Origin of the sequence: Aminobacter niigataensis, assembly GCF_946995915.1 — a bacterium.
Taxonomy (GTDB): Bacteria; Pseudomonadota; Alphaproteobacteria; order Rhizobiales; family Rhizobiaceae; genus Aminobacter; species Aminobacter niigataensis.
Genome location: NZ_OX341517.1, coordinates 2,381,626 through 2,398,985, shown reverse-complemented (window position 1 = coordinate 2,398,985; position 17,360 = coordinate 2,381,626). Strand labels below are relative to the sequence as shown.

General features: G+C 62.2%; 16 protein-coding genes. 4 read left to right on the top strand and 12 right to left on the bottom strand.

The window, feature by feature from the left end; all coding sequences use genetic code 11:
* Nucleotides 1–2: 2 nt before the first annotated feature.
* The 4 genes from O1Y97_RS11670 to O1Y97_RS11655 form a co-directional block, all read right to left on the bottom strand.
* Complete coding sequence (locus O1Y97_RS11670; RefSeq protein ID WP_108607470.1) at nucleotides 3–917, bottom strand: branched-chain amino acid ABC transporter permease; 915 nt, start codon at nucleotides 915–917, stop codon at nucleotides 3–5.
* Nucleotides 918–1,001: 84 nt separating this feature from the next.
* The gene (locus O1Y97_RS11665) at nucleotides 1,002–2,165 is read right to left on the bottom strand and encodes an ABC transporter substrate-binding protein (protein WP_108607469.1); all 1,164 of its coding nucleotides are present in this window, start codon (nucleotides 2,163–2,165) and stop codon (nucleotides 1,002–1,004) included.
* A gap of 81 nt (nucleotides 2,166–2,246) precedes the next feature.
* Nucleotides 2,247–2,795, bottom strand: coding sequence for a 3-hydroxyanthranilate 3,4-dioxygenase (locus tag O1Y97_RS11660; RefSeq protein WP_318764095.1), 549 nt, complete (start codon nucleotides 2,793–2,795; stop codon nucleotides 2,247–2,249).
* Nucleotides 2,796–2,814: 19 nt separating this feature from the next.
* Nucleotides 2,815–3,771: a dihydrodipicolinate synthase family protein gene (locus tag O1Y97_RS11655; protein WP_183260092.1), complete on the bottom strand. Its 957-nt coding sequence runs from the start codon at nucleotides 3,769–3,771 to the stop codon at nucleotides 2,815–2,817.
* A gap of 234 nt (nucleotides 3,772–4,005) precedes the next feature.
* Between O1Y97_RS11655 and O1Y97_RS11650 the strand changes: the two genes are divergently transcribed.
* On the top strand, nucleotides 4,006–4,914 hold the full coding sequence (locus O1Y97_RS11650; RefSeq protein ID WP_108607467.1) for a LysR family transcriptional regulator: 909 nt from the start codon (nucleotides 4,006–4,008) through the stop codon (nucleotides 4,912–4,914).
* Between the two features lie 168 nt (nucleotides 4,915–5,082).
* Here O1Y97_RS11650 and O1Y97_RS11645 read toward each other — a convergent pair whose 3' ends face one another.
* A complete protein-coding gene (locus O1Y97_RS11645) occupies nucleotides 5,083–5,436 on the bottom strand; it encodes a DUF2200 domain-containing protein (RefSeq protein WP_318764094.1) in 354 nt (117 codons plus the stop codon).
* A 255-nt stretch (nucleotides 5,437–5,691) separates the two neighbouring features.
* Between O1Y97_RS11645 and greA the strand changes: the two genes are divergently transcribed.
* The 3 genes from greA (at nucleotide 5,692) to O1Y97_RS11630 (ending at nucleotide 8,955) form a co-directional block, all read left to right on the top strand.
* A complete protein-coding gene (greA, locus tag O1Y97_RS11640) occupies nucleotides 5,692–6,174 on the top strand; it encodes a transcription elongation factor GreA (protein ID WP_318764196.1) in 483 nt (160 codons plus the stop codon).
* A 380-nt stretch (nucleotides 6,175–6,554) separates the two neighbouring features.
* Nucleotides 6,555–7,586: a helix-turn-helix domain-containing protein gene (locus tag O1Y97_RS11635; protein WP_318764093.1), complete on the top strand. Its 1,032-nt coding sequence runs from the start codon at nucleotides 6,555–6,557 to the stop codon at nucleotides 7,584–7,586.
* A gap of 199 nt (nucleotides 7,587–7,785) precedes the next feature.
* The gene (locus O1Y97_RS11630; protein WP_318764092.1) at nucleotides 7,786–8,955 is read left to right on the top strand and encodes an MFS transporter; all 1,170 of its coding nucleotides are present in this window, start codon (nucleotides 7,786–7,788) and stop codon (nucleotides 8,953–8,955) included.
* On the opposite strand, the gene O1Y97_RS11625 is transcribed toward O1Y97_RS11630, so the two are convergent.
* The 7 genes from O1Y97_RS11625 to O1Y97_RS11595 form a co-directional block, all read right to left on the bottom strand.
* The gene (locus O1Y97_RS11625) at nucleotides 8,952–10,052 is read right to left on the bottom strand and encodes a helix-turn-helix domain-containing protein (RefSeq protein WP_318764091.1); all 1,101 of its coding nucleotides are present in this window, start codon (nucleotides 10,050–10,052) and stop codon (nucleotides 8,952–8,954) included. The genes O1Y97_RS11630 and O1Y97_RS11625 overlap by 4 nt on opposite strands.
* Before the next feature lie 225 nt (nucleotides 10,053–10,277).
* Complete coding sequence (locus O1Y97_RS11620; protein WP_318764090.1) at nucleotides 10,278–11,309, bottom strand: AI-2E family transporter; 1,032 nt, start codon at nucleotides 11,307–11,309, stop codon at nucleotides 10,278–10,280.
* Nucleotides 11,310–11,384: 75 nt separating this feature from the next.
* Nucleotides 11,385–11,759 (bottom strand): Kazal-type serine protease inhibitor domain-containing protein, encoded by a 375-nt coding sequence (locus O1Y97_RS11615; RefSeq protein WP_183260082.1) that lies wholly within the window; start codon nucleotides 11,757–11,759, stop codon nucleotides 11,385–11,387.
* Nucleotides 11,760–11,867: 108 nt separating this feature from the next.
* Nucleotides 11,868–12,371, bottom strand: coding sequence for a DUF1269 domain-containing protein (locus O1Y97_RS11610; RefSeq protein WP_183260080.1), 504 nt, complete (start codon nucleotides 12,369–12,371; stop codon nucleotides 11,868–11,870).
* A 111-nt stretch (nucleotides 12,372–12,482) separates the two neighbouring features.
* Nucleotides 12,483–13,088 (bottom strand): hypothetical protein, encoded by a 606-nt coding sequence (locus O1Y97_RS11605; protein WP_108607458.1) that lies wholly within the window; start codon nucleotides 13,086–13,088, stop codon nucleotides 12,483–12,485.
* Nucleotides 13,089–13,096: 8 nt separating this feature from the next.
* Entirely contained in the window at nucleotides 13,097–16,189 is a 3,093-nt protein-coding gene (locus O1Y97_RS11600; protein WP_318764089.1) for an efflux RND transporter permease subunit, read from the bottom strand.
* Nucleotides 16,186–17,286, bottom strand: coding sequence for an efflux RND transporter periplasmic adaptor subunit (locus tag O1Y97_RS11595; RefSeq protein ID WP_318764088.1), 1,101 nt, complete (start codon nucleotides 17,284–17,286; stop codon nucleotides 16,186–16,188). Before O1Y97_RS11595 ends, O1Y97_RS11600 begins: the two co-directional genes overlap by 4 nt.
* Nucleotides 17,287–17,360: the final 74 nt, after the last annotated feature.

Genomic DNA, 17,360 nt, shown 5'->3' with positions numbered 1-17,360 from the left:
GCTCAGCCGCCTGCCTGAAACAGGCCCTGGGGCCGGAACAGAAGCACGATACCCATCATCAGATAAATTCCCATGGATGCGATGCCAACTCCCAGTGCGTCAGCCTCCGGACCGGCCATGATCTCGCGCAACACTCCGGGGAGGAATGCACGCAGACATGTGTCGACGATGCCGAGCAGGATGCCGGCCACGAAGGCACCCTTGATCGAACCAACGCCGCCGATGACCACCACGACAAAGGTTGCCAGCAGGATCTGCTCGCCCATGCCGACCTGGACCGCCAGCACCGGACTGGTCATGAAACCCGCCAGTCCCGCGAGCAGCGCGCCAAGGCCGAAGATCATAGTGTAGAGCAGCCGGATATCAACGCCGAGCGCGCGGACCATGTCGCGATTGGTCGAGCCGGCGCGCACGAGCATGCCGATGCGCGTCCGGTTGATCAGGAAATACAAGCCCAGGGCCACGCCAAGGCCGGCTGCGATGATCAAAAGACGGAAGGGCGGATAAACCAGGCCGGGCAGCAGCTCGATCGGCGTTGCGATCGAGGCGGGAAGCTCGACGAACATCGGCTCACGGCCGAAAAGCAGGACGGTGAGCTCGTTGAAGATCAGGATCAGCGCAAAGGTCGCTAGCACCTGATCCAGGTGGTCGCGCGCATACAGCCGTCGCATGACACCCAGTTCAATCGCAAAACCGGCCAGCATGGCGCCGGCCAGCGCCGCCGGCAGGCCCAGCCAGAAGCTTCCTGTCTGGCTGGCCACCCAGGCCCCCACAAACGCACCCACCATGTAAAGCGAGCCATGGGCGAGGTTGATCAGGCCCATGATGCCGAAGATCAGGGTCAGACCGGCAGCCAGCAGGAACAGTGTGATGCCGTAAAGCAAACCGTTCAGAAGCTGTTCGAGAATGAGTGTCATATCGGCAAGCCCTGCGCTGGGTAATGCGATCCGTGGATGCGCGGCTTGCGCACCCAGTTCGACCGGTTCGGTGGCTGGTGCAGGTCAGAGCTTGCAAGCGGCCGAATAGCTGTCGCCAATATCTTCAGCCAATTTCTTGCGGGTCACAGTGGTCGCCACGCCATTCTCGCCTTTGACCACTTCCAGGAGGTGCCAGTCCTGCACCGGATGCTGGTTGGGGCCGAACGCGAAATCGCCCCGGACAGAGACGAAATCTGCCTTTCTCAGCGCCGTGCGGACCGCATCGATGTCGTCGACGCCGCCGGTTGCCTTGAGAGCGGAGGCGATCAGCTTCGCGGTGTCATAACCCTGCGATGCGTAAGTGGTCAGCGGACGGTCGGGATAGGCTGCCTTCCAGCCCGAAACGAAGGCCTTGTTCGCCTCGTTGTCCAGGTCCTCGGCCCAATGGCTGGTAGCGACCTGGCCGATCACCGCGTCACCAAGGGCTTTCAGCATTACGCCATCGGCGTTGGCCTCCGAAAGCACCATAGGGAATTTGCCCAGAAGACCGGCCTGCTGGTACTGGCGCACGAAGGCGATGCCGAGCCCGCCCGGATGGAACTGATAGACCACGTCGGGTGCCGCGGCGCGGATCTGCGCCATTTCAGCCGAGTAGTCCGTCTGCTCCAGCTGAGTGTAGATCTCGCCGATGATTTCGCCGTTGAATGTGCGCTTGAAACCTTCGAGCGCGTCCTTGCCGGCCTGGTAGTTCGGCGCCAGCAGGAAGGCGCGTTTGTAGCCGAGATCCTTGGCCGCTATGCCGGACACCTCGTGCAGCGTGTCGTTCTGCCACGAGACGACGAAGTAGTTCTCATTGCACTCCTTGCCGGCGAGACCCGAAGGGCCGGCATTGGCGCTGATATAGAGGGCGCCATTGTCGACGATGTCCGGCACGGTCGCGCCGGCAATGTTCGAGAAGATGATGCCGGACAGCAGCTTGACGCCCTGCTCGTTCATGAATTTTTCGGCAATTTGGCGGCCATTCGCCGGCTTGGCTGCGTCATCCTCGACGATAAGGTCGACCGGCACGCCGCCGAGCTTGCCGCCTTCCTCGTTGATGGCAAGCTGCATGCCGTCGCGGACGTCCTTGCCGAGATAGCCACCCGGGCCGGAAAGTGTGGTGATGACGCCGATCTTCACCGGCTCTTGGGCCAGGGCCGAGGTTGCAAGGCCCACGAAGAGGCTGAATGCGAGAGTGGTCTTCTTCACGATGCGAGGTCCCCTGTTGCTTGTTATTGTCGGTCTTTTGCCTATCAGCCCCGATTGAAACGGTGCTGTCGGAGGTCACAGTCAGAGCTGGACCCATCCTGCGGGCGGCTCCTTGCCCGGATGCACCGCCCCGCAGTTCGGGCATGTGCGCAACGCCTTGTGGTTGTAGAAGTTGGCGTAGATCGGCGGCAGGTCATCGACGATCGATTCCAGATCGACCTCGGCGCGATGCACGAGATGCGTGCACTCGAAGCAGTACCATTCCACGGCATCCAACGCGCCTTCAGGACGGGAGGGCTCGATCACGAGGCCGATGGAGCCTTCCTGCGGGCGCTGCGGGGAGTGGCGGACATGGGGCGGCAGGAGGAAAATATCGCCTTCGCGGATCGGCACGTCGTAGAATTCGCCGGTCGAGGTATCGTGCAGCTTGAGAAGCATGTCGCCCTTCAGCTGATAGAGGAACTCCTCGACCGGATCGTCGTGATAGTCGGTGCGCTTGTTTGGCCCGCCGACAATGGTCACCATCAGGTCGGCATTCTTCCATATCTGCTGATTGCCGACCGGCGGCTTCAGCAAATGCTTGTGCTCGTCGATCCATTTCTGCAGATTAAAGGCGCTCAGTTTGCTCATCTCATCCTCTCCTGGTGGTTCAGGCAAGTTTCAGTCCGCAGGCCTCGAAAGCCTCGCGGGTTTGGCGCTTCTGTCCTTCGGTCAATTCGAGGAGCGGCTGCCGCACCGGACCACCGGCCTGGCCCAAAAGTTCCTGCCAATATTTTTGATGGGAATGCAGCTTCTCTGCCGGACGGGTCCGTCGGATCGCATCGCGAACGGGCTGAAGACTGGCGCTGACTGCGCGCGCCTCTTCCGCCTTGCCGGCAAAGGCCAGATCGGTGTAGTCGCGCATCCGCCGATCTGCCTTGGTCTGCAGCGTGTAGGGCGGCGATGAGCAGAGATAAAGCTGCCAGTTCAGTTCGAGGATATTGTCGAGCCACTCCTCCTCGGAGGCTGTCGACACAAGGATACGATCGCCGGCAAGCGCGGTCAGATTCTTGTACATGTCTCGCGGCACCGAATATTTGATCGCTACGACCGTTTCGATATCGGCAAGGCGATTACACAGTTCCGGGCTCATCAGGTAGCCGCTGTCGGGATGCGACCAGAGCGCTATGCCGATGTCCACTTTCGACGCGATGGTTTCATAGTAGCGGGTTAGCGTTTCGTCCTGTGCCTTCAGGAAATGCAACACCGGAGCATGAACGACGATGTAGTCGGCGCCGCACGCTTGCGCGTGCTTTGCAAGGTCGATCACCACGTCCATGTTCTGATCCGAGCAGGACATGATGGTCTGCGCCTTGTCGCCAGCCATCTCGACGGACAGATCGAACATGCGCTTGCGCTCGTCGATGGACATAGAGAAGAACTCGCCCTGCTTGCCGGCGATGAACAGCCCATCGATGCCAAGATCGTTTATCCAGTGATCTACATTGCGGCGGTAGAGGTCCTCGTGGATCGAGCCGTCAGCATGGAACGGTGTGTTGGCGGCAGCCCAGACGCCGCGCATTGTGGCGCGGGAATGGGCCTTGGCATCCTTGCGGGTGTATTTCATATGCGTTCCTCATCGTCGTCCGGCACCGGACGGTAGCGTGCTTGTCTAGGAAGAGTGGGCCCGTTCTGGCGCGGCAAACTTGGCTCAGGCAGTGCTCATGGCCGCCCAAAAACATCTCCTCCCCTCAATCACTGCCGTGACAAATCCTGTGACATCGGGCCCCATTTTTTTTCATGTGTGAAGGCGAACATTCGGTATATATTCATGAAGGATAGGACATAAGTGAGTTTGCCGATGCGCCCGACTTTGCGTCAAATCGAATCCTTCAAGGCTGTGGTCGAGTTGGGAAATTTCTCCCGCGCGGCCGAGAGCATGCAGACCTCTCAAGCCAATCTCTCGCATACGATCCGCGATCTCGAATTGGTGCTAGGTGCAAGGCTTTTCGACCGCACGACCAGGCGGGTCGATATGACCGACGCCGGGCGTGCCTTCGCAACCGGTGCCCTTGCCGGCCTGAACGAAATCGATCGCGCAGCCGAATATGTGCGCGACCTCAGCAGCCTGAAACGCGGCCTCGTGCGAATTGCCGCGCCACCGCTTATCGCCGGCACGATCCTGCCGCGCGTTCTACGCGAAGTTGCGGCTGCACATTCCGAGCTGGTCCTGCGCATCGAGGATGTCAGCACCGACATCATTGTCGAGCAGGTAAGAAGCGGCCGCTGCGATCTCGGTGTCGGTACTTTCTCTCCGGGCGAAGCGGGGCTCGACTCTCAGCCGGGGCTGCAGGATAGCCTGATGGTTTTCTGCACCCCCGATGACGAATTCGCCGGACGCCAGCAGATCCGCTGGGCCGAGCTTCGAGATCACCAGATCATCACACTGACGCGTGAGAGCAGCATTCGGTTGCTGACCGAGTTCGGCTTCGAGTCGGCCGGGCTGCCGCTGCGGCCCCAACTGGAAGTGCACCAGATAAATACGGCTCTTTCGCTGGCCGAAAACGGTGCCGGGATAGCGATCCTGCCTGCTTATTCGCTGGCGGCGCTGAAGGGCCGCAGCATCGTAGCGCGTCCCTTGGTCGAACCGGCCATCGTACGCGAGGTGCGGCTTGTCACCGCCCGCGACCGCGCGCCCTCAGCCGCCACAATCGCCACCCGAAACATCCTGCGCCGTGTACTGCGCGAGATGGTACCCGAGGTGGTTTGAACGGCTGTCAGCACGGCTCGGCGCGAACCCTGGAAGCTCCCGGTATCGACGCCCATTCCGATCTCGAGCTGCTGCCTGGTTTGCATTTGGCAGGCCTATCGCATCCGCCATGCAACGGCCAGAAACCTGAGACAATCTCAAATGGACGGAGATTGACGGCTCTCTAGTTCAATTTCTTCGCAGGATCTTGTCCATCATTTTTCCCTGCGCCAGCTCATCAATCAGTTTATCCAGATAGCGAATTTCTCGCATGGTTGGCTCCTCGATATCCTCCACGCGGACACCGCAAACAACGCCCTTGATCAAGGCTCGCGACGGATTGATTTGGGGGGCCTCTGCGAAGAATGTTTCAAAATCAGTCTGTCTTTCCAGTTGAGCCTTTAGATCTTTCTGATCATAGCCCGTAAGCCAAGAGATGACGTGATCAACCTCTGCTTTTGTACGTCCCTTTTTTTCTGCTTTCGCGACGTAGAGAGGATAGATGCTTGCGAAGGCGGTCGTATAGATCCGGTGCTTTGCCATGAGTGTCTACTCCTGAGCTCCTTGCCGAGTTAAGCTGGAGTTGGCCGATTTGGCCAGCCACTCCGGGAGAAGGCGAGCCGAGCGGTCGCTGATCGCATTTCGATCCCTATCGACCTCTGTAGTCCGGCTATCCACCAGCCTCACCTCTCTTGGCTGCTCCACTTTGGGCCGAGACCAGCCGTCAAATTGAGGGAGCTTTATTGCCGGCTCTAGGTTATCCGATTGCTGAGGGTGTTCGAAGGGGAGTCCAGACCAATGAGCGTAGCATTTGCCAAGGAGGAAAGCGCCGAGGCAGCATCGGAAACCATCCTGCCGGCTCGCCCCATCTCCGACCGGATCAACCTCGTCACCGAGGCGGGTCTCAAGATGCTGCAAGATGAATTGGCCCGCGCCCAGCAGACTCTCGACGCAGCCAACCTGCTGGAAGATGTCAACGAGCGGCGAAGGCAGTCGGCGGTTCCGCTTCGAGACATGCGCTATTATGCCGAGCGCGTCCGAACGGCCCAGCTGATGCCGATGCCTGCATCCAATGAAGTGGTCGCCTTCGGTCACACCGTTACGTTCGAGCGCGATGACGGCCGCACCCAGACCTTCCGCATCGTCGGTGAGGATGAAGCCAACCCGTCTGAAGCTTCAATATCGCATGGCTCACCGGTTGCCATCGCGCTGATTGGCAAAACCGTTGGCGACGTTGTGCAGCTAGGGCAGCACGGACTCGAAATCCTGTCGATTTCTTAGCTGGATAGCGGGGTACGACGCACGACCGAATTGCAGGCATCTTCTGTTGCCTCGCCATGGTCAGCCACTTTGCATCGCTGGCTGCCCCGACGTGACCTAAACGTGAGCGAGGTTTCGGACCCGGAACCGGCAGTGCGTTTGCCGAAATGGGGAACCTCGAACGCACTGCCGGTAGACACCTGGAATTGGGAACGCGCGGCGCACCGGGAGGCTGAACCGCCCGTGACCGTCATTTCCTTCCGCTCGGGCGTGCGTAGTCCGGCTTGATCTCGCCATCGATCGCCGCGAAGAGGTCGCCGTCCTATTGCCGACGGGCCTGCGCTCAGTCATTCTCCACCTCAAGTTGCGACCGCTTGTTCGACCCGCATCTTGGAGACTTCATGAACGAAGCAGGACTGCTTGCCACGCTGAAATTCGATACGCGCGAGTTGCCGGTCGAGCACCAGTTTGAGGCATGGCGCTCCTTCCACGCTTCGGTGATCGACGTCTCCATAAGTCCAGAAGCGCGGCAGGGTTTCATCTTCGAGCAGCAAATCTGGGACCTGGGCAAGCTCGCCTTCACCACGTCGTACATGCCTGGTCCCAAAGTGCCGCGCAAATGGCATCATCTGGGCAAGGATCCACTCGACCACTGGTGCCTCGTGCTGCCGGAAAGCGCAATGCATGCCGCGCAGGATCAAAACGTCCCTCGCCGCCAGGTCCATTTCCGCTCGCTTGGTCGCCCTTATGATGGCGCAGCAGCAGATTCGAGCGTGTCTACCGTCTACATCCCGCGCGACCTGCTGCGGCCTCTGGCAGGCGTACTCGACAAGCACCCAGGGAGTGTCAGCCCGGACGGTCTGGGCGGGCTGCTCGCCGACTTCCTAATCTCATTCGAACACCGGCTGCCACACATACCGGGACATGAGGTGCCCAAGGCCATCGAGGCGATGCGCGCGATGATCTCAGCCTGCCTGGCGCCGACAGCTGACCGTGTCGCCGAAGCTCACGGCCATATCGCGGCAACGATGCTCGAGCGTGCCCGCCAGATGATCCACAACGAGCTTCAAGCTCCCGATCTCGGGCCGGACAAGCTGTGCCGGCAACTCGGCCTCTCGCGTTCAAAACTCTACGTCCTTTTTGAGCCGCTGCACGGAGTGGCGCGCTACATCCAGCGCCAGCGGCTGTTGGCAGCCTACAAGGAGCTGTCTGACCCCAATTCGATGACGAGTATCGCTCGGATCGCCGAGAGGCTGTGTTTCGCAGACGCTGCGACATTCAGTCGGTCCTTTCGAAGCGAAATGGGCTGTGCCCCAAGCGAAGTCAGGGCGGCAGCGGCTGTCGGACTGCCCTTGTCGCCGAAACGGCTGCCGCTCAAGTTGCTCAACCAGGTGGTGAGCCTCGGCGAAATTCTGCAGTATCTGCAGGTGTAGACCTGATCTGCAGGTGAAGGCATAGCGCGTCCGGTCGCCCTGGATTTAACGTGACGGCTCTTACCGGACACATTGCGTATCAATGGAATTTCTGAACAGCAATCAACAAGTTCGCCACCTCGCCGTCTGTACTAATGCGCAGATGGATGGCAGCCTCACCAAAGATGTCCGATGCTCATGACATCATTGTTGAGGGTGAATGCCTGCTGGCCTGCGTTTTTCGCTGCTGTATGCCGCGCTGTTCTTTGAACTCGGCATCAACTTGCCATTCTTTCCGGTGTGGCTGCGTTCGCAGCACCTCGATGATGGCCGCATCGGCATCATACTGGCCATGCCGCTCCTGGCGCGCGTTGTTGCCAACCCGGTGGTCACGGCTGTCGCCGACCGGCAGGAGCGCCTGAGTGGCGCGCTTCTGATATGTGCCGCGGCGGTTGCGATCGGCACGCCCCTGCTCGGGGCAACAAGCACCTTCCTGCCGATCCTGCTGCTCGTCGCAGCGATCGGCCTCGCGCAAGGTCCGCTCATCGCCTTGGCCGACGCCGTCACGCTATGCTCGACGCGCACGACAGTGCCGGCCGTTGACTACGGACGCGTCAGGCTGTGGGGTTCGATCGCGTTCGCCATGGCCAACATTTCCGGTGGCATGCTGCTCATGTGGTTCGAGCCGGATATGATCATATGGCTGCTCACCGCCTCGGCCTTGCTGACGACCCTGACCGCCTTGACCGTCGCAAGGCTGCCGTCGACGCGCCACAGCGAGCGCCGCGCCTTTCGACCAAGCGGCAGCGCCGGCCCCCTTATCGTCCTCGTCGTGATTGGAGCGGCCTGTGTTCAGGCAAGCCACGGGCTGATCTACGCCTTCGGAACGCTGCACTGGCACTCTACAGGCATCGGCAAGGGCATGACAGGAATGCTCTGGGCCTTGGGGGTAGTTTCGGAGATCGCCGTGTTTGCAATCGCCGGGCGTCTCGTCGGCAATGCCAGAGCTGCGATGTTCCTGCTATTGTTGGGGGCTGCGGTCGCGACCGGTCGCTGGCTGTGCATGGCATTCGACCCCAACGTCGAACTGCTTGCCGTTTTCCAGCTTACCCATGGCTTCACCTTCGGCGCCACACATGTGGGAAGCATCGTGGTGCTGGCCCAGTTGGCTGCGCCCGCGATGCAGGCGCAAGTCCAGGGATGGCTTGCCGGCGCGTGGGCCGGCCTGATGGCGCTGCTGACCGCGCTTTGCGGTCAGGTCTATGCCGGCTGGGGCGAGCGGACCTACCTTCTCATGGCTGGCGTGGCAGCGACCGGCATGGTGCTGATCGCGGTTGCCGCGCTTTCCGTCGGGCGCAGCCGGCGCCAGCTGCAAGTTCTCGAAACCTAACTCTGCAGGCGCCTGAGAAGATGGCCGAGCCGCTCGACCGGTTCGAGGGAGGCCAGGTCGGCGACCGGTCTCGCCGGTATGGCGCCCAGGCCGCGTGTCCTGACTTCGCTCGGGCTGTAGCCGAACTCGCGCCGAAAGGCCCGGCTGAATTCCGCGCCATCGTTGAACCCGCGCTGTTCGGCGATCTCGAAGATACGCCGGGTCTCGGTCGGGTCGGCGAGCTTCGAATGAGCATCGACCAGGCGCCGGTGCAGGATGTAGCGCATCACACCACCGCTGGGCTCGAACAGGCGATAGAGCCTGGTACGCGAAATGCCGAGCGCACGGCACAGCATGTCATTGTCGAGGTTCGGGTTGTAGAGATTGGCATTGATGTATTGCCGCGCCCGCTCCAGCAGCATGTTCGAAACCGGTGCCCTCGCCTCGTCGAGATGATCGGGTGAAGGCGCGATGCAGGCCAGGATCATGGCGCGCGTCGCTGCTGCCACGCCGGGGAGGTCGGCAACCGTCAACGTCGGCAGGCGTTTGGCAAGGCCGACGATGTAATCGGCGAGCAAGCAGCCCATGCCGCCACCGAGGGTCGAGAACTCCGCCAGGCTCAAGGCGCCGGAATGCTCCTGGAAGAAATCCCTCGGGATGAGCAGCATCAGCATGTGGCTGTCGGTGACATGCCCGTCGAAAGGCTGCCCCAGGGAATGGAGCTGTACCGCGCCGACGCCGCCGTCAAAGGCCCGGCTGCCGGCGACGGTGCTTGCCGCCCCATCGAGGAACAGCGTCATCATCCAGTGATCGAGCGTGTCCCGGCGCACATGGTTGGGCAAGCTGGCGAAGTTCAGCGCCCCGGTGCTGATCGAGGTGAAGGCGAGACATCCGAGGTCCCAGATCACCTGCCTGCCATCGATCACCTCGGGCGAGTTGCCGGTTGGCGTGAGGTCGAGCATCGTCGCAAAGTTATGCCGCCAGGCGTCGAACTGGTCGGCCCGCGCCACATCATCGGTCGAAAATTCGAAATGAGGAATAGGCCCGTCGTGCTGACCGGCCGAGGCGAGAAAACCATCCTGGTTCTCCGGCGCAAAGCTTCTACCAGCAGCAACCATGCCAACCCCCTCGTTGGGACGCGCATCTCGTCCCGGTGGCGTTTTCAGGAGCCGTCTGCGCTGGCTTGAGACTTAGGTCCCTGCTCAAGCTGGCCTAGGAGACACCTGCACTCATGATCCTTCGCGTGCACATATCATAGCGCGCGCGAAGGTTTGTTCAACGAGGCCGAAACATGACGGTTAATGCCGATGGTTGGCCGGTAGGCTGCGACAGGGACGGCCATCTCAATCCTTGCGCTCGACCTGCGCTTCCAGCTTCTCTGTCTTGCCCGACGCAAGGAGTGCTGCGATCCAGCGGGACGATGGTGCCTGGGCGCAATAGACGATGAAGGCGATCAGGATCGGCACGCCGATGAAGGCGCCCGAGATGCCCCACATGAAGCTCCAAAAGAACACGGCGAAGATGACCGCGAAGGGCGATATCGCCAGCGAAGCACCCGTGAGGATGGGCTCGAGATAGCTGCCGATCATGAACTGGATCAGGTTGAGGCCGATGAACACAACGAAGGCCATCTGCCACGACTCGAACTGCGCAATCGCGAACAGGGTCGGAAACATGGTGGCGAAGAACGGTCCGAGAAACGGAATGTAGTTGAGCGCGAAGGCAATGGCGCCCCAAGCCGCGGCGAGCTCGAGCCCGGCCACCAGTGCAAAGCCCCAGACCACGAGGCCTGTCAGAACACTGGCGAAGGTGCGCACCGCCATGAAGCGGCGCAGCTTGATGCCGATCTCGCGATTGGCGGCGCGAATGCGGGCGCCATATGGCTGGGCGGCGGGAGATTCCAGGCGCCGGTTGAAGTCCTCGACCTCGAGCAGTCCAAGCATCACCAGCACGAAGACCAGCAACGCCAGCCCGGCAAAGCTGTTCAGGCGGCCGGCAATGCCCTGGGTGAAACCAACCAGCCAGTTGACGTCGAAGCGGTCGGCGAGCGGCCCGGCAACAGCCACGCCGCGCTCTTCCAGCCATTCTGTCCAGTCGACGTAGATCGCCTGGAACCTGCTGGCATTGACGAACAGCCATTGGCCGAGCCGACCGAAGCCCCAGACCACGGACGAGCCGACGGCGACAACGATCGCGATCGTCGTTGAAAGCGTGACGAACAGTGCCAGCAGCCGTGGCAGGAACCGCTGAAGCGCGGCCTGGATCGGCCAGACCAGGGCTATGATGAACAGCGACACCACGAGCGGAACGAAGATCGCATCTCCCACCCGCAGCAGTGCGAGCACCAGGATGCCGGTGGCAAGATATGCGTTCATGCTGCCGTTGCCCCGCCCCTGCTGCCCATTTCCCGACTTCAACTGCCTCGATCGGATCATCTGGATGCACTGTCGTCAACGGCAGCGGCCTTCATGCACGACCCGGAAATTGTCGGCGCGCGCCAGGCAACTGTTGGAGAAGGTGCGCCACCTTGCGCCGCTGACGGCGCAGACCGGCAGATAGATCGCCGGGCAGGCAGTCTGCTGCTGCTCGGGCCTGCGGCACTGGCCGTTATGGATCACGCGGAAGCCGTCGGCGCGAGCCATGCAGGAATTGGAGAAGGTACGGGTGCGGTCGCCGCGCTGTCCGCATACGGGCGCATATTCGAATGTGCATGCCTGCGGGCGCGACGGGCCAGGACCGGGGCCCGGCGACTGGGGAACGCAGGCCGTCAGCATGCCCAAAGCCATGAGCAGCAATGCAGCAGGATTTGCAAACAGGCGGTTCATGATGGCCAACTCCCCTGTGTCAAACAATCAAACAACCGGTTCCGCGCAGCGTGGCGGCGGATGCAACGGGCCGGGCTGCGGCCCGTTGCGATGTCCAGGCTAAGACCCTCAGCTAGCCGGCGCGGCAGATGCCTTCTGCAACGCGTCACGCAGGGCCTGCTCCTTGGTCTCGTCGAGCGAGGTCTTGAGCACCACACCGCCGAAGCCCGCGATCTCCTTCAGCACCTTGTCGGCGGTCATTTCCTTGACCAGCACAAACAGCGCGCCATTGCCGGGCTGCAGGCTGCCCGAAAGCTCCTTCATGAAGGCGTCGTTGATGCCGAAATCGCTCATCGCACCGCCAAGCGCGCCAGACGCGGCACCAACGGCGACACCGAGCAGCGGGTTGAGGAACAGCACGCCGACGAGCAGGCCCCAGAAGCTGCCTGAGACGGCGCCGGCGGCCGTGGTGTTGACCAGTTGGTTCAGCTTGATCTTGCCGGCATCGTTCTTGGTTGCGATAACCGCGTCGCTGAGCGTGATGAGATATTGTTTCTGCAGCTCGAAAAGGCGCTCGCGCACTTCTTCGGCCTTGGCTTCGGTCGGGTACACGATGACGATCAGGTCAGACATGGTAACTCCTTTTGCTTCAAGATCGGACGATGCGAAGCGTGTTGCACAGCAGCATAGCCTGCGGGCAAGAGCCGGGGATTAGCGGTGCGTCCCAACGCTTTGCATTGCGTTTCATTTTGAGCGCCTCGACTTAAGGTCAAGACCCTCGCCGCCCGCCTTGTCGTAGAAACTGACGCTCACGCGGGCATCGGCCAGGCGCCGGTAGAGTCTCTTTTTTTGGGCTATCGGCCACCAGTCGTAGAGAAATATCTCGAGCGGGCGCCACAGCGCCACCCAACCGACGATGATGAGACCTTCCTCGACGAAGTGCCCGATGCGGCCATAGGATGTGAGGGCGACAAACACCTGGCCCAACAGCAGGCAAAAGCCAAGCACGCCAAGCCCGATCAGCAACGCCCGTCGGCCGATGCGGAACTCATCGGACAGTTCGCGCGCCACGACGCCGGCGCGGTAGCCGAAATAGTTGGACAATGACGCGTCGAGGCCACGAACCTCGGCACTGTCGGCTACCGCCGCAGGCAGGTGAATCCTGATTTCCAGCGGCCGGTCGGCGGGCAGTTCACTTGCCCAGCCGCAAATGTACTCGTCCGCGTCCCGCGCCAGATCCCGTTCCCGGAACGGAAACGGGTCCATCGTCTCGAACAGTTGCGACACGTCCTCGAGGCGGATTTCAATGGCACCGCCCTGCCCGTCCGCCGGAAAGTCATCGGTCTCCATGCGAATGCTCAGGCTGGCACACTGGCAGGCTGGGCCGTTGCCTGCGGTGCAGGCGATGCCGGCCGTTCCTCCGGAATGCGGAACCAAAGCACGTAGAGAGCAGGCAGGAAGATCAGCGTCAGCACGGCGGCCACCACCAGACCGCCGATGACGGTGAAGGCCAGCGGCGCCCAGAACGGATCGCGGATGATCGGCAACATGCCGAGAATGGTCGAACCCGCGGTCAGGAACACCGGACGAACGCGCTCGGCCGTGACGTCGATTACGCTCTGCCAGCACATCCCGCTGCTCTCCAGCCGGTTGTCCATCTGGTCGATGAGCACCACCGAGTTTCGCGTGATCATGCCGATCAGGGCGATCATGCCGAGCACGGCGATGAAGCCGACAGGAATGTTGGTGATCAGCATCACCAGCACGACGCCGATCAGCCCGAGCGGCACCACGCTGATGACGAGCAGCAACTTCTGGATGCTCTGGAGCTGGAACATCAGGATGATGACCATGACGATCGCCATCAGCGGGATCATCTCCAGCACCGATCCCATGCCGGTCTCGGCGCCTTCGACCGAGCCGCCCACCTCGATCCGGTAATTTGGATTGTCGTGGCGCAACTTGTCGATCGCAGCTGAGGCCTGGTCGACGACGCTGTCGGCCATCACGCCTTCCGCTACGTCGGCCTGCACTGTGATCGTGGTTTCGCGGTCGCGCCGCCAGATGATCGGCTGGGTGGTGCGGTATTCGATGTTGGCGATGCTGGCCAGCGGGATCGTCTGGTTCGGTCCTACCGGGATCTGCAGCGAGCGCAGCGTTTCGACATTGGCACGCTCGTCAGCCGCGGCGCGGGCAACGACGTTGACCAGGTAGATGGAGTCGCGGACCTGCGTGATCGGCAGGCCTGATGCCGTGGCAAACAGCGTCTGGCTGATGGCGGCCGAGTTCAGGCCGACGAGGCGCGCCCGATCCTGGTCGACTTCGATCACCACCTTCCGGATCGGCTCGTTCCAGTCGAGATTGGGCGTGATGACGCCGCTGACATTGCCGACGGCGTCGGCGACCTTCCAGGCGAGGCTGCGGACACCGGCAACATCGGAGCCGATGACGCGATACTGGACCGGCCAGCCCACGGGCGGTCCCATCTCCAGCGGCGAGACACGGGCGATGATATCAGGGAACTGCTGGTCGAGTTCGCTTTGCAGCCTTGCCTGCAGGCCGTCGCGCGCCTCGACGCTCTTGGCGATCACAACCGCCTGGGCACGGAACGGCGCCGGCGCCTGGATGTCCATGGGCAGGTAGAAGCGGATGGCATCCGAGCCGACATAGAAGCTCCAGCTGACGACGTCGCTGTCGGTGGCGAGCAGCTTTTCGACCTTGTCCACCTCGGCCGAAGTCGCCTGCAGCGACGCACTTTGCGGCAGCACCAGTTGCAGCATCAGTTCCGGACGATCGGAAGGCGGGAAAAACTGCCGCTTCATCAGTGGCGCGGCGAGCAGCGCCACGACGAACAGCGCGACCGTGCCGGCGACGACAATGTAGCGCATCCGGATGCAGGCAAGGAGTAGCTTCTTGAAGCCTCGCGCCAGACCGCCCTCGCCCCTGTTTGCCGACTTTGCGCCCGACTTCAGCACCGCCAGGCCGACGATCGGCGTCAGCAGTACCGCGATCAACCAGGAGACGATGAGCGCAACGGCAATGACCACGAACAGCGAACGCGCATATTCGCCCGATACGCTGCGGGCGAGCCCGACGGGGATGAAGCCGGCGATGGTGACAAGCGTGCCGGCAAGCATCGGAAATGCCGTCGAGGTATAGGCATATGACGCGGCTTTTACGCGGTCGTAGCCTTCGTCGAGCTTGGCCATCATCATTTCGACCGCGACCATGGCGTCGTCGATCATCAGCGTCAGCGCGATGATGAGCGCCCCCAGGGACACGCGTTGCAGGGCGATACCACTGATCTCCATCGCCAAAAAGGTCATGCACAGGACGAGCGGGATCGAGACCGCAACGGCGATGCCGGCGCGGAAGCCAAGCGCCAGGAAGCTGACGCCGAGCACGATGATGACGGCCTGGGTCAGCGAGACGGTGAAGCCCCTGATGGCGCTGGTGACGACCTCCGGCTGGCTGGCGACATGGACGAGGTCGATGCCGAGCGGCAGGTCGTGCTCGAAGCGGGTCATCACCTGCTTGATGTTGCGGCCGAGTTCGAGAATGTCGCCGCCAGAGGCCATGGAAACGGCAACGCCGATGGCGGGCTTGCCCTTGACGCGGAACATCGGCTGGGGCGGATCGACCGTGCCGCGCGTGACGGTTGCGATGTCGCCCAGCCGCACGAAACCCGAGGAGGTCGGGATGTTGATCTCACGGATGTCGTTTTCGTCGCGAAGGTCGCCCGACACTTCGAGGATGGTGCGGTCGGTTGCCGATGTCATGGTGCCTGCCGGCATCACGGCATTCTGCGCCTGGATGGTGCTCATCACCGTTGCCGGGCTGATGCTCAGGCTTGCCAGGCGCTGGGTCGAGAACTCGATGTAGATGGTCTCGTCCTGCGTGCCGAGCATCTCGACCTTGCCGATATTGTGGACACGCAGCAGCCGGCTGCGCGCCTCATAGGCCCAGTCGCGCAGCTCGCGATCGCTGAAGTCGGTCGACTGCAGCGCATAGATGATGCCGAAGGTGTCGCCGAACTCGTCGTTGAAGAAGGGGCCGCGCACGCCAGCCGGCAAGGTGGCCTGGATGTCGCCGACCTTCTTGCGGACCTGGTACCAGATGTCGGCGACCTCATCCGGCGCGGTCGAATCCTCGAGCGAGACATAGATGATCGACTGGCCAGCACTGGTCAGGCTGCGCAGCGTGTCGAGCCGCGGCACTTCCTGCAGCGTCCGTTCCAGCCTGTCGGTTACCTGGTCGACCGTCTGCTCGATGGTGCCGCCCGGCCAGACGGCGTGAACCAGCATAGTCTTGACGGTGAAGTCGGGATCTTCGCTGCGCCCGAGGTTCAGGAATGAAAATGCCCCGGCGATGGCGCCAAGCACCATCAGGAAGACGATGAGCCCCTGCCGCTTGATGGCCCATTCCGAGAGGTTGAAGCCGCCCTCGTTCATTTGGCAGCCCCGAGAAGGCGCACTGACATGTCAGGGCGAAGCTGCTGCACGCCGGCCACCACGACATTGTCGCCGTCCTGCAAGCCTTTGGCGACGAGGAAGTCACTCGTTTCGAAGCGATGGACCTCTATCGACACCAGCTTCGTGGTATTCGTCTTGGGATCCACCACCCAGACGGCCGGCTGGCTGCCCTGGTTGAACAGGGCCGTCATCGGCAGCCTGGCAACCGGGTTACCGGCAACCTGCACGGTGCCGCGCACGGCACTGCCGAAGCGGAAGTCGTCAGGCACCGTCTCCAGCCCGACCCGGACCGTGAAGTTGCGGGTTACCGGATTGGCGACCGGAGAAATCTCGCGGACAGCGCCGATTGCCTTGCTGTTTGGATTGCTGAGCAGGCGCGCCTCGACGCGGACATCGCGGCTGGCCGACTGGATGGTCGCCTCCGGCACCTGGAAGACCGCGTCCTTGTCGACGAGCTGCGCGACACGCACGATCATCTGCCCGCCACCGACAACCTGGCCGACATCGCCGCCCACCGCGGTAACCACGCCCGCGGCGTTGGACTTCAGCACGCGGTTGTCGAGATTGTTCTGGGCGACGCGCACAGCGGCCTGCGCGGCGTCGACGCCTGCCCGCGCGGCGTTTGCCTGGGCGGTTGCCGCATCAAGTGCTGCGCGGCTGATGGTGCGCGGATAAAGTTGCTCCTGCCGCCTGCGTGTCTGGTCGGCATTGTCGAAATTCGATTGCGCCGCAAACAGATTGGCCTCGGCCTTGCGCACGGCATCCTGGGCGTCTTCGGTGTCCAGCCGCGCCAGCACGGCGCCGACCTCGACGCGGTCGCCGACATCCACGTCGCGCTCCCTGATCTCGCCGCCCTGCCGAAAACCGAAATTGGTTTCGGTGCGCGGCTGCACGTCGCCGACGAGCGAGCCGAACGTGTCCTCGGCATTGAAGGAAACGGCAACCGTCTTGACCGGACGCGGTGGCAGTTCGACTGCCTCCTCCGCCCGCTGGCAGCCGGCGACAAGCAGCGAAGTTGTGGCTACAGCGGCTAGCCCAAGGAGGCGCCTGCTGGTGGAAGACGAACGTGATGCCATTTCGGGTTCCTCATCGACCCAAAACCAGCGCACGGCTTTCGCCGAACGCTGGAGGGACAAGCACAGACGATGAC

Bases quoted from the DNA above. Each gene is read 5' to 3' on its own strand.
- O1Y97_RS11670 (WP_108607470.1), bottom strand. From the start codon at position 917: ATGACACTCATTCTCGAACAGCTTCTGAACGGTTTGCTTTACGGCATC.
- O1Y97_RS11660 (WP_318764095.1), bottom strand. From the start codon at position 2,795: ATGAGCAAACTGAGCGCCTTTAATCTGCAGAAATGGATCGACGAGCAC.
- O1Y97_RS11655 (WP_183260092.1), bottom strand. From the start codon at position 3,771: ATGAAATACACCCGCAAGGATGCCAAGGCCCATTCCCGCGCCACAATG.
- O1Y97_RS11650 (WP_108607467.1), top strand. From the start codon at position 4,006: ATGCGCCCGACTTTGCGTCAAATCGAATCCTTCAAGGCTGTGGTCGAG.
- O1Y97_RS11645 (WP_318764094.1), bottom strand. From the start codon at position 5,436: ATGGCAAAGCACCGGATCTATACGACCGCCTTCGCAAGCATCTATCCT.
- greA (WP_318764196.1), top strand. From the start codon at position 5,692: ATGAGCGTAGCATTTGCCAAGGAGGAAAGCGCCGAGGCAGCATCGGAA.
- O1Y97_RS11635 (WP_318764093.1), top strand. From the start codon at position 6,555: ATGAACGAAGCAGGACTGCTTGCCACGCTGAAATTCGATACGCGCGAG.
- O1Y97_RS11630 (WP_318764092.1), top strand. From the start codon at position 7,786: ATGCCTGCTGGCCTGCGTTTTTCGCTGCTGTATGCCGCGCTGTTCTTT.
- O1Y97_RS11625 (WP_318764091.1), bottom strand. From the start codon at position 10,052: ATGGTTGCTGCTGGTAGAAGCTTTGCGCCGGAGAACCAGGATGGTTTT.
- O1Y97_RS11620 (WP_318764090.1), bottom strand. From the start codon at position 11,309: ATGAACGCATATCTTGCCACCGGCATCCTGGTGCTCGCACTGCTGCGG.
- O1Y97_RS11615 (WP_183260082.1), bottom strand. From the start codon at position 11,759: ATGAACCGCCTGTTTGCAAATCCTGCTGCATTGCTGCTCATGGCTTTG.
- O1Y97_RS11610 (WP_183260080.1), bottom strand. From the start codon at position 12,371: ATGTCTGACCTGATCGTCATCGTGTACCCGACCGAAGCCAAGGCCGAA.
- O1Y97_RS11605 (WP_108607458.1), bottom strand. From the start codon at position 13,088: ATGGAGACCGATGACTTTCCGGCGGACGGGCAGGGCGGTGCCATTGAA.
- O1Y97_RS11600 (WP_318764089.1), bottom strand. From the start codon at position 16,189: ATGAACGAGGGCGGCTTCAACCTCTCGGAATGGGCCATCAAGCGGCAG.
- O1Y97_RS11595 (WP_318764088.1), bottom strand. From the start codon at position 17,286: ATGGCATCACGTTCGTCTTCCACCAGCAGGCGCCTCCTTGGGCTAGCC.